Annotated in this window: 13 protein-coding genes; 5 read left to right on the top strand and 8 right to left on the bottom strand. The window is 65.0% G+C overall.

What is annotated here, in order from left to right:
* Positions 1 to 50: 50 nt before the first annotated feature.
* Entirely contained in the window at positions 51 to 638 is a 588-nt protein-coding gene (locus ON34_RS23630; protein WP_040783160.1) for a TetR/AcrR family transcriptional regulator, read from the bottom strand.
* A gap of 174 nt (positions 639 to 812) precedes the next feature.
* Between ON34_RS23630 and ON34_RS23625 the strand changes: the two genes are divergently transcribed.
* The 3 genes from ON34_RS23625 to ON34_RS23615 all read left to right on the top strand — a co-directional run bounded on the left by ON34_RS23625 (position 813) and on the right by ON34_RS23615 (position 3,059).
* A complete protein-coding gene (locus ON34_RS23625) occupies positions 813 to 1,754 on the top strand; it encodes an alpha/beta hydrolase family protein (RefSeq protein WP_040783158.1) in 942 nt (313 codons plus the stop codon).
* A gap of 161 nt (positions 1,755 to 1,915) precedes the next feature.
* Positions 1,916 to 2,182 (top strand): hypothetical protein, encoded by a 267-nt coding sequence (locus tag ON34_RS23620; protein ID WP_040783156.1) that lies wholly within the window; start codon positions 1,916 to 1,918, stop codon positions 2,180 to 2,182.
* A 10-nt stretch (positions 2,183 to 2,192) separates the two neighbouring features.
* Positions 2,193 to 3,059 carry an alpha/beta fold hydrolase gene (locus tag ON34_RS23615; protein WP_085997128.1) on the top strand — a complete coding sequence of 289 codons (867 nt, stop codon included), beginning with the start codon at positions 2,193 to 2,195 and terminating at the stop codon, positions 3,057 to 3,059.
* A 77-nt stretch (positions 3,060 to 3,136) separates the two neighbouring features.
* Here ON34_RS23615 and ON34_RS23610 read toward each other — a convergent pair whose 3' ends face one another.
* Together ON34_RS23610 and ON34_RS23605 are read right to left on the bottom strand one after the other, a co-directional pair.
* The gene (locus tag ON34_RS23610) at positions 3,137 to 4,198 is read right to left on the bottom strand and encodes a BtrH N-terminal domain-containing protein (RefSeq protein ID WP_245548166.1); all 1,062 of its coding nucleotides are present in this window, start codon (positions 4,196 to 4,198) and stop codon (positions 3,137 to 3,139) included.
* Between the two features lie 170 nt (positions 4,199 to 4,368).
* Positions 4,369 to 5,079: a maleylpyruvate isomerase N-terminal domain-containing protein gene (locus ON34_RS23605; RefSeq protein ID WP_051023025.1), complete on the bottom strand. Its 711-nt coding sequence runs from the start codon at positions 5,077 to 5,079 to the stop codon at positions 4,369 to 4,371.
* Between the two features lie 221 nt (positions 5,080 to 5,300).
* Between ON34_RS23605 and ON34_RS23600 the strand changes: the two genes are divergently transcribed.
* The gene (locus ON34_RS23600) at positions 5,301 to 6,245 is read left to right on the top strand and encodes a MerR family transcriptional regulator (protein ID WP_040783148.1); all 945 of its coding nucleotides are present in this window, start codon (positions 5,301 to 5,303) and stop codon (positions 6,243 to 6,245) included.
* 78 nt (positions 6,246 to 6,323) lie between these two features.
* Here the strand turns inward: ON34_RS23600 and ON34_RS23595 are convergent, their stop codons facing one another.
* Both ON34_RS23595 and ON34_RS23590 read right to left on the bottom strand, forming a co-directional pair.
* Entirely contained in the window at positions 6,324 to 7,025 is a 702-nt protein-coding gene (locus tag ON34_RS23595) for a glutamine amidotransferase (protein WP_040783145.1), read from the bottom strand.
* Between the two features lie 235 nt (positions 7,026 to 7,260).
* Positions 7,261 to 7,806 (bottom strand): carboxymuconolactone decarboxylase family protein, encoded by a 546-nt coding sequence (locus ON34_RS23590; protein WP_040783143.1) that lies wholly within the window; start codon positions 7,804 to 7,806, stop codon positions 7,261 to 7,263.
* Positions 7,807 to 7,948: 142 nt separating this feature from the next.
* On the opposite strand from ON34_RS23590, the gene ON34_RS23585 reads away from it, so the two are divergent.
* Positions 7,949 to 8,800: an AraC family transcriptional regulator gene (locus tag ON34_RS23585; RefSeq protein WP_040783140.1), complete on the top strand. Its 852-nt coding sequence runs from the start codon at positions 7,949 to 7,951 to the stop codon at positions 8,798 to 8,800.
* Between the two features lie 211 nt (positions 8,801 to 9,011).
* Here ON34_RS23585 and ON34_RS23580 read toward each other — a convergent pair whose 3' ends face one another.
* The 3 genes from ON34_RS23580 to ON34_RS23570 form a co-directional block, all read right to left on the bottom strand.
* The gene (locus ON34_RS23580; protein ID WP_085997131.1) at positions 9,012 to 9,908 is read right to left on the bottom strand and encodes a TetR-type transcription factor C-terminal domain-containing protein; all 897 of its coding nucleotides are present in this window, start codon (positions 9,906 to 9,908) and stop codon (positions 9,012 to 9,014) included.
* A 1,035-nt stretch (positions 9,909 to 10,943) separates the two neighbouring features.
* Positions 10,944 to 11,123 carry a hypothetical protein gene (locus tag ON34_RS23575; RefSeq protein WP_040783137.1) on the bottom strand — a complete coding sequence of 60 codons (180 nt, stop codon included), beginning with the start codon at positions 11,121 to 11,123 and terminating at the stop codon, positions 10,944 to 10,946.
* Between the two features lie 344 nt (positions 11,124 to 11,467).
* The gene (locus ON34_RS23570; RefSeq protein ID WP_157172396.1) at positions 11,468 to 11,980 is read right to left on the bottom strand and encodes a hypothetical protein; all 513 of its coding nucleotides are present in this window, start codon (positions 11,978 to 11,980) and stop codon (positions 11,468 to 11,470) included.
* Between the last annotated feature and the right edge of the window lie 55 nt (positions 11,981 to 12,035).

Raw genomic sequence — 12,035 nt, 5'->3', positions numbered from 1 at the left:
TCACGATCGAGTCCGGCTGGAGTAGACCGGCCACCACCTGGTGAGGGCAATCAGGACGGTTGGCGTAGTCCTGCGACAAGGAGCTCGACCAGGCGGCGCGCGTCGTAGCGGGGGTCGCTTTCGGCGCCGATACAGAGGTTTCCGATGCCGCGCATGAGTTGGTAGGCGTCGAGGTCGGCGCCGATCTCGCCGGAGGCGACGGCAGCGTCGAGCAGCTGGGCGCACACGGGCACGAGTCGGTCGAGGAAATAGGCGTGCAGTGCTTCGAAGCCGGGGCTGTCGGTCTGCAGTGCGGCCGCGAGACCGTGTTTGGTGACCAGGAAGTCGACGAACAGCTCAACCCACCGTTCGAGGGCGGCGTGGGGTGTCGGGCTGGTTGTCAGCAGGGCCGGGCCGGCTTCGGCGCAGGCGTCGACCTGGTGGCGGTAGACCGCGATCACGAGGTCCGCCCGGGTGGGAAAGTGGCGGTAGATCGTGCCCGTCCCGACGCCGGCCTTGGCCGCGATGTCGCGTACCGGCGCTTCCACGCCCGAGGTGACGAAGACCGCCGCGGCCGCGTCCAGCAGGGTCTGCTTATTGCGCCGGGCGTCCTTCCGTTTGGATCCGGCGGCGCTTTCCTGCTGGTTGCTGTCGTTCACAGCGGCGCTCCTTTCCTGAGTTGCAAAGCGGAACAGTGTTCCGTATCGTTATCGGAGCAACGTTCCGTTTTATTCATGATGACAGACCAATCAGTCGCTGGCCCTTGTCACGCTCCCGCCGACGGCCGGATCAGCCGCAGCAAACTACGAAGAAGCACAGTGAAAGGCACTTCCATGCCCGACTTCAACACCACGAGCGCACCACAGATCGCGGGCGCGCCCACCACGGTGATATCAGCGATGCCGGTCGTCCTGCGCAGCCCGGGACGTGGCGAGGACCTCCAGGTCCGTGTGTCCGCTCCCGCGACCGGCGGCCCGCTGCCCATCATCGTCTTCTCGCACGGTTTCGGCTGGTCAATGAGCGGCTATGCCCCACTGGCGGACTTCTGGGCCGCTCGAGGCTTCGTAGTCGTGCAGCCCACCCACCTCGACTCCAGGACGCTCGACCTGCCTGCCGAAGACCCTCGCACACCGCGGATCTGGCGCTACCGCATCGAGGATCTCACGCGCGTACTGGACGGACTCGACATACTGGAAGCCTCCGTATCCAGCCTGCGCGGGCGCCTCGATCGCGACAGGATCGCCGTGGCAGGCCATTCCTGGGGAGCGCAGACGGCGAGCACACTGCTGGGCGCGCGCATCCTCGGCCCCGACGGCATGCCGGGCGAGGATATGTCCGACCACCGCGCCAAAGCGGGTGTGCTGCTGGCCCTTACCGGCCTGGGCGACGACCTGACCCCGTTCGCCGCCGAGCACTTTCCCTTCATGAAGCCGTCCTTCGACACCATGACCACTCCGGCCCTGATCGTCGCCGGGGACCACGACCAGTCCCACCTGTCCACTCGCGGACCGGACTGGTTCACCGACTCCTACACCCACAGTCCGGGAAACAAGAGCCTGCTCACACTGTTCGGCGCAGAGCACTCACTCGGAGGCATCGCCGGTTACCAGGTCGCCGAAACGACCGACGAGAGTCCCGCGCGCGTCGCTCTGGTACAGCAGCTCACTACGGCATTCCTGCGCAGCGCCCTGTATCCCGGGGACACCAGTTGGAAGTCGGTCGCCACCGCCCTGGAGGAAAACCCCAACCCACTCGGGAAGTTGCAGAGCAAGTAAGAGATTCGCGGGCACCGCATCGGACCCCTCCCACCCCATGGGTGCTGCCAGCGGACACTGACTTTATTCCCGAATTCTAACCATTTATATCACATTGACAGGTTGGACTCACGCGACCAATCTTTAACCACTGAAACATTGTTAGACGGTTAGAGGTGGGTATGCGGCGCGAACGGATCGCCTTGGCGCGCTTGGCGGCTATGACGGTGTCATTCGGGCTGAACTTCCCCATAGGAGTGTTCTTCGCGCCCACCGTCGACTCGTACGGGGTGAATGCGGCGGCGGTGGCCGTGGCCGCCGCTCTCGGCCCCACGGTGACGGGGCCGGCGCAGCCGTTCGTCGGCGGCCTGCTGGACCGGGCCGGTGCGAAGCGGGTGCTCATCGGCGGCCTGACCGAACCCAAGTGTCCGTTCGATCAACACAACTAGGAGAATCGCAATGAACGCAGTTCGTCACAACACCGTTGAAATCCAGGGCCTGCCGGTCTTCTACCGCGAGGCGGGAGATCCGGACAAGCCGACACTTGTCCTGCTGCACGGCTTCCCGACCAGCTCGGCGATGTTCCGCACTCTGCTCCCGGAACTGGCCGCTGACTATCATCTGATCGCACCGGATCACATCGGTTTCGGGCAGTCGGCCATGCCGTCCGTACTCGCCTTCGACTACAGCTTCGAGAAGCTCACCGAGGTCACCCTGGAACTGTTGGACACCTTGGGCATTCAGCGGTTCGCCCTCTACATTCACGATTACGGTGCACCGATCGGGCTGCGCATCGCCTCCCGCAATCCGGAGCGTGTCACCGCGATCGTCACCCAGAGCGGCAACGCCTACCTGGAGGGCTTCACCCCGTTCTGGGAGGTGCTGTTCGCACACGCCAACGACCGTGCGGCACACGAGCCCGAGGTGCGTAAGCTGCTCGAACTCGACGCCACGAAATGGCAGTACACGCACGGTGTTCCGGCCGATCGGCTGGCGCAGGTCAACCCCGACACGTGGACCTTGGATCAGCACTACCTGGATCGTCCGGGCAACAAGGAGATCCAGCTCCAGCTGTTCGCCGACTACAAGCTGAACCTCGACCGCTACCCGGAGTTCCAGAAGTACTTCGCTGAGCACCGGCCCCCGGTCCTGATCACGTGGGGTGAGCACGACGAGATCTTCGGCGCCGACGGCGCCCGCGCCTACCTGCGCGATCTGCCGGACGCCGAACTGCACCTGCTGGATACGGGCCACTTCGCGCTGGAAACGCACGGCACCGAGATCGCCGCACTGATCCGCGACTTCCTGGCCCGCAAGCTCGGCTGACCAGGGGCAGATCGCCCCGGAGCGAAACCGCGCCGGGCGCGATACACCGACGGGGCAAGCGTGCCTGGCCGCAAGCATCAGGACTGGATCGCGTTCGGGGCTTTGCTCGCCAGACAGATCAGCGCCTGCATGGCCTCACGCTCTATCCGTGAAAGATCGCACAGAATGGTGCCCGCCTGTACGAGGCACTGGGAATTGCCTGATACACCGGCTTGCGTGATCAATGCGGCGACTTCCGTCCACAGGGTGGCTGCCTCGGTGTACAGCTCGTGGCCGGTGCGCAGGTGGCGGCTGTCGAGCGTTCGGGTGCATTCGGCGAGGAAGTCGCGGTAGAAGTTGCGGAACAGGGCGCCGCCGGTGCCGGCCTTCTCCATCAAGAGGGCGGCCTGTGGTAGGTCCCGCTGCGGGTTGTCGGTCCGCTGGAGCCAGGTGCGCACCAGCTTGCCGGCCTTCTCGATGCCTCGGTAGCCGAGATTGGCGATGGGCGGGTTGAGGAAGGCGTCGGCGCACGCGGTGATCGCGGGAATGATCTGACTCCGCGGGGAGAGCGGGTTCCTCGCAGCGGTGAGGGTGAAAGACCGGTGCTCGGCGGTCATCGGGCCGCGCGCGGCCCTGGCCTGGGCGAGGCTGGTCAGGCTGGTGGATACCGTGCCGCCTTGCTGGTCGGTGTCCACCAGATAGGCGTCGTGGTCGTCGTAGCCGTACATAGCGACGACATGACCGCCGAAGTGCACCTTCGATCCGAAGTAGTCCAGGTAGTAGCTGTCGAGCTGCAGTCCGACGGGCCGACCGGTGTCGATGGGGGCAACCACGTTCTCCCAGGCCCTGCGAGGGGAGGTGGTTTCCTGGACCAAAAGTTCCAGCCCGAGTCTGGGGGCCAGGTTTCTGGTGAGCTCGAGAGGTTTCACCCGTCCCCCGAGGAAGGGGAAGCCCATGGATTTGCTGTCCCAGTAGACGAAGGACAAACCGGAGCCGAGGCCGAACAGCATGGGCTCGGACAGATCGAGTCCCAGGTGCCGCAGCAGCACCCCCAGAGCTGTCGTCTCGCAATGCTGGCCGCTGCGGGTTTCAATGTCTATTACCGTGGTCATGCCATGCTTTCCTGGACGGGGAGGCGGCGAAGGAAGCCCTGTCGTCATGTTGGACTCTCCCGCGGGGGCAGAGTCCAACGCTGTACTCACCGGCCCGGCAAGTCATCTTCCCGAGATCCGCTCCGTCCCGCTGGCGAATCTCATCACCGACACGGGCAGTGCATACGACGAGGCCACCGGCGCTCGCGGGGCAAATGATCCGTCACGACCTCATGCAACTAGCCGAACCGTCTCCAGATGATGTTGAGACGCGCGAGTTCGGCTGACTCTTCGGTGGACAGCGCGCAGCGGCCGCTGGCTTTGGCCAACGCAGTCCGACGATCCCAACCCAGGTGAGTAATGGCTGGCTCGATCTGCAAGAAATCGCCCACAACCGCAGCGGCTTCTGGTGTAGTCCATGCCGACGCACCGAGTGCGATGGCGAGGTCGAGGCCGTGCAGAACCAGTTCGACCACACGGGTGATCATGAACTCGCTCAACAGGATGCCGTCGCCCCAACGGGTAGTGATCAGGCGATCGGCAGGTTGCGCCGATATCGCTGTGTCGGTTCGCCGCCAAGTGTCGTCGAATGCCGCGGTGATCGCGGTCGCGTTCCGATAATTGGCGGCGTCGCGTTGGGCCATGCGCACCCGCTCGGCATTGGCAGCGGCGTCGAAGATCGCCGGCCGGTAGTAGTCGGCGGCGGCGATGTCCGCTCGAGGCGGCGCGGGCGCGTCGAGTCCCGCGAGGACACGGGCGACAGCGGAGGTGATGTGCACCGCCAATTCGGCGACATTCCATGGCGGGCACGGAGTCGCAAGCGCGAATTGCGCCTCTGTCAGCTCCCCGAGCACCTCGGACAATCTCGAGCTCTCCGCGCGGAAAGCCGGCCGCACAACATCTTCACCGGTCGCGTCGGATGTTGCGGCGCGAGGCCGTTCAGCGTTCATGATCGACATTGCTCCATTGGAAAAGGTGCGCGCCGTGCGTGGCCCCGTGGGGTCGGGTGAGCATCAGATCGATGCAACCGAGCGATTGCATCGATCCATGATCTCAGCGACTGGTACTCCAGCCCGATTTCGTGATCGGGGTAGTGCGGCTCGTCGGGGCATGCCGCCGGTCGCGGTGTTGGGTTGAGTCTCCATCAGGGGGAGACTGCAGGCTTGTGGGCATGGACGACGAGAACCTCCTCGCGATCGGGGCTCTGGCTGCGCGGACCGGTCTTTCGGTCAAGACAATCCGGTTCTACTCCGACAAGGGGATCGTTCCGGCGACCTGTCATAGCCCGGCTGGCTACCGCCTGTACGACGTGGATGCCCTGGCTCGTCTGGAACTGGTCCGGACGCTACGTGAGTTGGACATCGATCTGGCCACGGTCCGGCGTGTGCTGGCCCGTGAGACCTCGCTGGCCGAGGTCGCCGCAGCGCACGCGGCGGCCCTCGACGTGCAGATCCGGGCGCTGCGCCTGCGGCGCGCGGTGTTGGCGGCGGTAGCGAACCGGGAATCGAACCCTCAGGAGATGGATCTGATGCACAAACTGGTGAACCTGTCCGATGCCGAACGGCGCCGCTTCATCCACGATTTCATCGACGACACCTTCGGCGGTGTCGACGCCAATCCGGCCATGGTTGAACTGCTGCGTTCGAGCATGCCGGAACTACCCGAAGACTCCACCGCTGGGCAGGTCGAGGCGTGGATGGAGCTGGTGCAGTTGGTGCAGGACACCGATTTCCGAGCGGCGGTGCGGCGGATGGCCGAGTATCAGGCGGCCCAACGCGCCGACGGAGACACCACCGGCCTGCATCACGATTTGACCGAGACCGTGCGCGAGGACGTTGGCCGAGCGATGGAGGCGGGGATCGCACCGGACTCGGAGCAGGCCAGCGGTGTTGTCGCCACGCTCACCGCACGCTACGCCGAGACCTTCGGCAAGGCCGACGATGACCAGTTGAAGTGGTGGATCCTCGAACGGCTCGAGGTCGCCAACGACCCTCGCGTCACGCGGTATTGGCAGTTAGTGGCCACGATCAACGGCTGGCCCCCGCTCTCGGATCTGGAACCGGTGTTCACCTGGTTCGGCCAGGCACTGCGCACTCAGTTCGACAGCCGACACTGACCTCCTGTGTGCGTCGCACCCAACGGGTTGCGGCTGGTCGGCCACGGTCGCCGAACTCCAGCGGCGAGAGGGTATCTGTCAGTTATCGAGGGCGTCGAGCCATGTCGCGAACACAGATCGGCTGCGGATGGCGAGCGTTGGGCCGTGCAGACGGGCCTGCTCGCGGATCGTTCGTGGGTCGATCCCGTTCGCGGCGAGTTCGTGAGCGTGACCGATCAGCCACCGTTCGATCATGGTGTGGTCGGCCTCGAGATGGAACTGCAGAGCGAGCAGGTTCTGCCCGGATATGAATGCCTGGTTGGGGAAGCCAGGAGTCTCCCCTAGGCGAGTGGCTGTAGCGGGAATCGCGAATTCATCGCTGTGCCAATGCAACACCGGGACGCCGCTGAGTGGGGCTAGGAGACTCTGCTCACCGAGCGGCGTAAGAGTGAGCGGGCCGTAGCCGACCTCGAATCTGCCAGTGGGCGTGACCTCGGCGCCGAGTGCTGCTGCGATGAGCTGCGCGCCGAGACATATGCCGAGGATCGGCCGACCGTTGCCGATCCACGCGGCGATGGTCCGCACTTCCTCGTCCAGAAACGGATAACGGTCACCGTCGCCGACGCCGATCGGCCCGCCGAGCACGATGACGAGATCGGCGTCGAGCAAGCGGTCGTCGCCGATCTGGTCGATACCGGCGTCGAGATAGCGGATGCGATACCCGCGCGCTGTGAGCATCGGTTGGAGTATGCCGAGGTCCTCGAACAGGACGTGGCGGATGACGACGGCGGTGTAGTTCATGGGGGATTCTCCTGCGCAGTCGGAACTCCGGGCCACCGGAGGCGGTCGGGCTGGTTGCGGCTCCCGAGGCGGGGCGGGCGCACATCCGAGTGGATGCACGCCCGCCGCGGAGCGATCTACGAGCTCGACGCCCCCCTTGCCACATCGAGCTGTCGCCACGATGGTCAGGGCTGCCATTCACGCCATGATGTCGGCGGGATGGGAGCTTCTGGTCGGCGTCGGCACCGGTGGAATATCAGCCGGCCCGCCGCAGACCCACTGCGGGGAAGTCGACCGGGACTGCGAGGGCGACGTTGACGTAGTTGGTGAACAGGTTGAGCGCGACCTGCCCGATGACCTCGACAATGTGCTCATCACTCCAGCCCTGGTCACGGAGTGCCCGCACGTCCTCTGCCGTGACCTGGCCGCGCTGTTCCACCAGCTTCAGCGCGAAGCCCAGGAGTGCCGCCGTCCGAGGGTCATCGGACTGGCCCGTCTGCGCGGCTTCCAGCGCCGCACGGCTCACCCCGGCCTTGCGTCCGAGAGCGGTGTGCGCGGCCAGGCAGTACTCGCAGGAGTTTCGGTCGGCGACGGCCACGGCGATCTGCTCGCTGAGCGCCGGCCCGAGGGCACCGCCGCCGAAGGCGCCGAAGGCAGCCCACATGCTCGTCAGGGCGGCAGGCGAGTTCGCGACGGCTCGGAACATCGCGGGCACGGTGCCGAACGCGGCATGGATCTGATCGAGCTGGTCCTTGACCGTTCCGGTCGCGGAATCGCGCTCGACAAGGGGGACAAGTGACATGGAGTGCTCCTTGGGTCGTGATGCGGACGACGCCTCCGGCAGTGTCTCGCCGGGTGACGCACTCTCAGACTGCCTGGGCCCCTTGGACTGATCGAGTCATATCATCTCGATTTCTTACCAGATCGTCTGTCATCCTTGGTCTGTGGCTTCCCTCGACCAGCTCTCGCCCCTACTCGAACGGTTCCGGGTGCGAACCCGCCTGTTCCATGCGGGACCGTTGTGTGGCGTGACGACCTTCGACGCGCAACTAGGCCGAGGTTTCCTCCACGTGCTCCGATGCGGTGAGATGGAAGTGACGCATCGAGGTGCCAGCGGTGGGCTGGAAAAGCGGCAGATCGATGAGCCCAGCCTGCTGTTCTACCCGCGCCCGCTGGAACACGCCTTCCATAACGCGCCCACCGAGGATTCCGACTTCGCCTGCGCGACACTCGACTTCGACGGCGGATCTACCCACCCCCTGGTACGCACGCTGCCTCCTGTGATCGTGCTCCCACTCGAGGCCGTCGACACCCTCGAACCAGCGCTAGATCTATTGTTCGCCGAGATCGACAACGTGCGGTGCGGCCAAAAGGTGCTCGCCGATCGGCTCTTCGAAGTTGTCCTCATCCAACTGTTCCGCTGGATTGTCGACCACGCCGACGAGCTTGCGCTGCCCACCGGGCTGCTGACAGGGCTCTCCGATGAAAGCCTCGCCCGTGCACTGGTCGCCATCCACGAGTCGCCTGGGCGGCCCTGGACGCTCGCCACGATGGCGCGCGAAGCGCGCATGTCCCGCAGTTCATTCGCCGCCCGGTTCAAAGAGATGGTGGGGCAGCCCCCCGCCGAATACCTGATCGGGTGGAGGATCACGGTCGCCCAGGACCGGCTTCGCGCCGGCGCCTCGATCGCTCGCACGGCCGCGGAACTCGGGTACGCCAACCCTCCGGCGTTCTCGCGGGCGTTCACCCAAAGAGTGGGATGCTCACCACGCGCATGGTTGGCGACTGCCCGCTGAGCCATCCGCAGAAGCCCGTGGTCGCCTCGGTGTCGGCGGATCGACACAGATGGATGTAGGTTCTGTCAGTAGTGCACTTCCCGGTAGACGCCGTCGGCGTCGACACCACAGCCCCACTCGCCAAAGCTCACGGTGGCCAACTCCATGCGGACCGTCGGCCCTCTCGATCGTGGGGGAGGGCGGCTCGGGCACGCTCCCGATGGAGGCTGGGCTATGACGGCTGGGCTCGCGTGTGTCCGCGCATGATGTCGACGGCGAATTGGGCGTACTCGACAGCGATTTGGTGGCGAGAGATGGTGCCGCCGGGGCGAAACCACTGCGGCAGGGAAGTGCACATGGTGGAGACAGCGCGGGCGGCTTCGCGGGGGTGGGGGGTGGTGAATTCACCTGCCCTGATGCCTGCGGCAACTTCATCGTCGATCATTCGCTGAACGTCGGTGCGGAGAGCGGCGATTCGGGAGCGGTTGGGTTCGTCGAAGCTGCGCATTTCGCTGGCGCCGATGAACGCGAGGTCACCACGGTGCGTGTGGAACAGCGCGAGGGCTTCGACCATGTTGGCGAATCGTTCGACTACGGTGACGCCGTCGTCGCGGGCTGCCGGAATTCGCCAGTGCAGTTCGGACATTCCGAGGTCGAAGATGGCGACGAGCAGGTCCTGTTTGCTCCGGTAGTAGTGGTAGACGCCGGCGACGCTCATACCGGCGTTCGCTGCGATGCTCCTCATCGTCGCGCCGTGGTAACCGGTTTGCATGAATACGGCGATCGCCGCGCCGAGAACAGGATCGAGGATCAGAGGCTCGAAACTGCGCCACGTTTGCCCGTCACGGGCCGGACGGGCAGGAGAGGGGTCGGTAGCGTCGGCAGCCGCTGTTGGGCGGACGGTGAGAATGTCGACGGTGGAGACACCGAGTTCGGCCGCGATCCGGTCGAGTCGGTCGACGGTCAGCGGCGTCTTGCCGTTCTCGATGGCGCTCAGGGTTGCGGCGCTGACGTCGATCTTGCGCGCCAGTTCGCGCAGCGAGACTCCAGCCGCCGTACGAGTCCGGCGCACCAGATGACCCACACCGGTCTCGCCAGCACCCACACCGACAATTGGGTGTTCAGTCATGCTGAACATACTACATCAGCATTCCGCATGCGGGTGCATGAATTGCCAGGAGAGCTTGACAGTATCCCCAGATCCTGTGAGCATGGTCACTGCCTGAACGGCTACCTAGCGAACGTACGGTGCATGTTCAGCCCACCGGCGAACGGAAGGATGCGCGATGGCCGAGGTGCCGGCCCTTCTCGACTTGCTCGACGAGTCGCCGACGAACTGCGAAAAGCGGCGCCCGACTGCCGAGGAGCCCACGAAGTGCGTGCCGCCGCAGCATCCAGCCCAGCCGGGCGCGGAATCCGCTTCCGTGGTGTTTCCTGGTGCGCACGACTGGCGATCCGGCCGCCCGCGAGCAGGACTGCCGGGAAAAAACCTTCGCCACCATTCGCCGGTTCGCGCACCACCGACTCAGGAACGGCGAACACGTCGATCCAATCCTCGAGCTTGCGGCAGCCGGGCCGCGGGTTGCTGACGTCGTTCCCAGCAGACAAGCAAGTGCGGTCCGTATATTGCTGTCACTTGCTATCGCTGCCATTACCGGAGGTGCCTCACACTGACTTGAAAATAAGGATTGAGCATGTATTTTTCCGAAATAGATATCAACAGAGCTGGGTTTCACGCGGCTATGGAAGCCCTGGTGATGGACGATCCGCACCCCAGTGATGATTTTCAAGATTGTCCCTCACACTGGATGCGGAGAGCGCTCTACGCATACGAATGGGCGAAACATACCTTCCTTACTCAGGAGCTTCCACGCCCAGGCGAAGCTCGTGAAGCTGTCCTACTTCATGAGGCCAGGGAGCAAGAAGGACGGACACCGCGATGAGTTCGGGGGTCGAATTCCGAATACTCGGAAGATCTGGCTCCGCGGCTCCGATCAGGTGAGAGTGTGCGACACTCTCACCCCGACGACGGCGTCGGGGTGGTTCACAACGGTGTGGACCCGCAGACGATTCCGGGCGAGGGCGGACTGATCGCTGTTCGATGTCGTTGCCCCGGTTGATCATCCGACGATTGACAACGGACACAGCCGCGCTGTTCTTGTGGTCAGCAGTTGAACGGGAAGCACGACTTCGGCGGGGCAGTCGGCTGCGCGGGCGCGAGGGTCGACGGCACCACGGCGGTGTCGGCTGGCCTGTTGGCAGATCCCATATGGGTGAGGGTCAGCACGACCAGCACGAGGAACACGCCGCCTACGAGGGCCCCGAGGCCCCACAGGATCGGCATGGGCGATGCACTGCGGTAGCCGTGGAAGTACGGGGACCGGTAGCGCCCCGGCCGTTGGGGTGCGCGTCGGTCGGTGAAACGGACCGACCCCCTTACGTAACTCCCGCCTACCCGTCCCCTGCGAGAATGCCGCCGCACGGCTTCATACCCCATGACTCTCAGTATGCCGCGAGGGGCCCGACACGATCGGCCGATCAGCGAGCCGTGAGTGGGAGTTCAACGGCCGATAACGCCCACTCGGTGATGGCAGCCCGCCGCCCGCGGAAACCCGCGATACCCAACAGCCGTCAGGGTAGGTGGTGGGATTCGAGCCCGTGACGCGGGGACGGCTTCGACGAAGCGTGCTATGTCTTCTTCAATCCGTCCAGCGTCTTGCGGGCCTGGTTCTCGGCGATCGCGGCGAGCTCGTCCCGGTTCACCGGGGGTTCGCCCTTCGCGCGCAGGATGGCGACTTCCACTCGCACTGAGACATTGCTGTCCTGCGCGCCCACGATGTAGGTCATTCCGTTGCTGGTGTCCGTGGTCGCGGTATGCCAGTAGCCCTGGGCGCCGATTCCGGTGACCTCGCCCGAGGCGCGCCCCGATCCGGCAGCGCTGGTGTCGGTCTGTTTCCACCGGTCGTAGGCGGGGGCGGCGGCACCGGTGAACTGGGCCTGGAGGCTGATGCCTGCTTCATTGACGGTCGCGTCGTCGGGGACGGTCGAGGGGCTGGTGTAGCGGATGGCGCAGTACAGGTTGCCGCCATCGAAGGTATTCGGCGGGAATTCCTGATGCTGGGGGGCTTCCCTCGGAGTGGACGACCACCTGTGCAACGGCGTGGGATCGACAAGGTGGCACGCGTTGGTGATCCCACTCATCGAATAGATTCCCGGCGCCGGTTCCGGGCGGGATGTCGTGGCTGGAGCCGCACTG

The sequence above is a fragment of the Nocardia pneumoniae NBRC 100136 genome (assembly GCF_000308755.1).
In the GTDB taxonomy this organism is placed as follows: domain Bacteria; phylum Actinomycetota; class Actinomycetes; order Mycobacteriales; family Mycobacteriaceae; genus Nocardia; species Nocardia pneumoniae.
The sequence above is the reverse complement of the archived record's forward strand: the minus strand, read 5'-3'. Positions and strand labels throughout refer to the sequence as shown.